We start from the raw sequence: 258 nt of genomic DNA, 5'->3' as shown, positions 1-258 counted from the left end.
TGACGTTGACCTTCACGGAGTTGGACATTCCCATTCCAGACCAGCCCGTCACGGGGGTGGAGGTCGATGTACTTGATCGTCGGCCGGATGGCACAGGAGTCATCCTGCGGCTCTATCGCAACTACCAACCAACCTTGTCAGCGCAGGAAACCCTCGCGCTTCTGGAGGTGCGCTTTTCCGGGGCCTTCGACAACCTGGGCGTCAGCCATACCATTCTTGCCAGTGGTAAAGACTGTCGCGGCAGGATCACCGTTGCAG

The 258-nt window shown here is 58.9% G+C and carries 1 protein-coding gene; it reads left to right on the top strand.

Annotated elements, in window-relative coordinates:
* A partial coding sequence (locus L6D89_RS32515; protein ID WP_236202360.1) for a hypothetical protein occupies positions 1-258 on the top strand: 258 nt, incomplete at both ends.

The organism is Pseudomonas pseudonitroreducens, from assembly GCF_021603645.1.
Taxonomy (GTDB): domain Bacteria; phylum Pseudomonadota; class Gammaproteobacteria; order Pseudomonadales; family Pseudomonadaceae; genus Pseudomonas; species Pseudomonas pseudonitroreducens.
The sequence above is the reverse complement of the archived record's forward strand: the minus strand, read 5'-3'. Positions and strand labels throughout refer to the sequence as shown.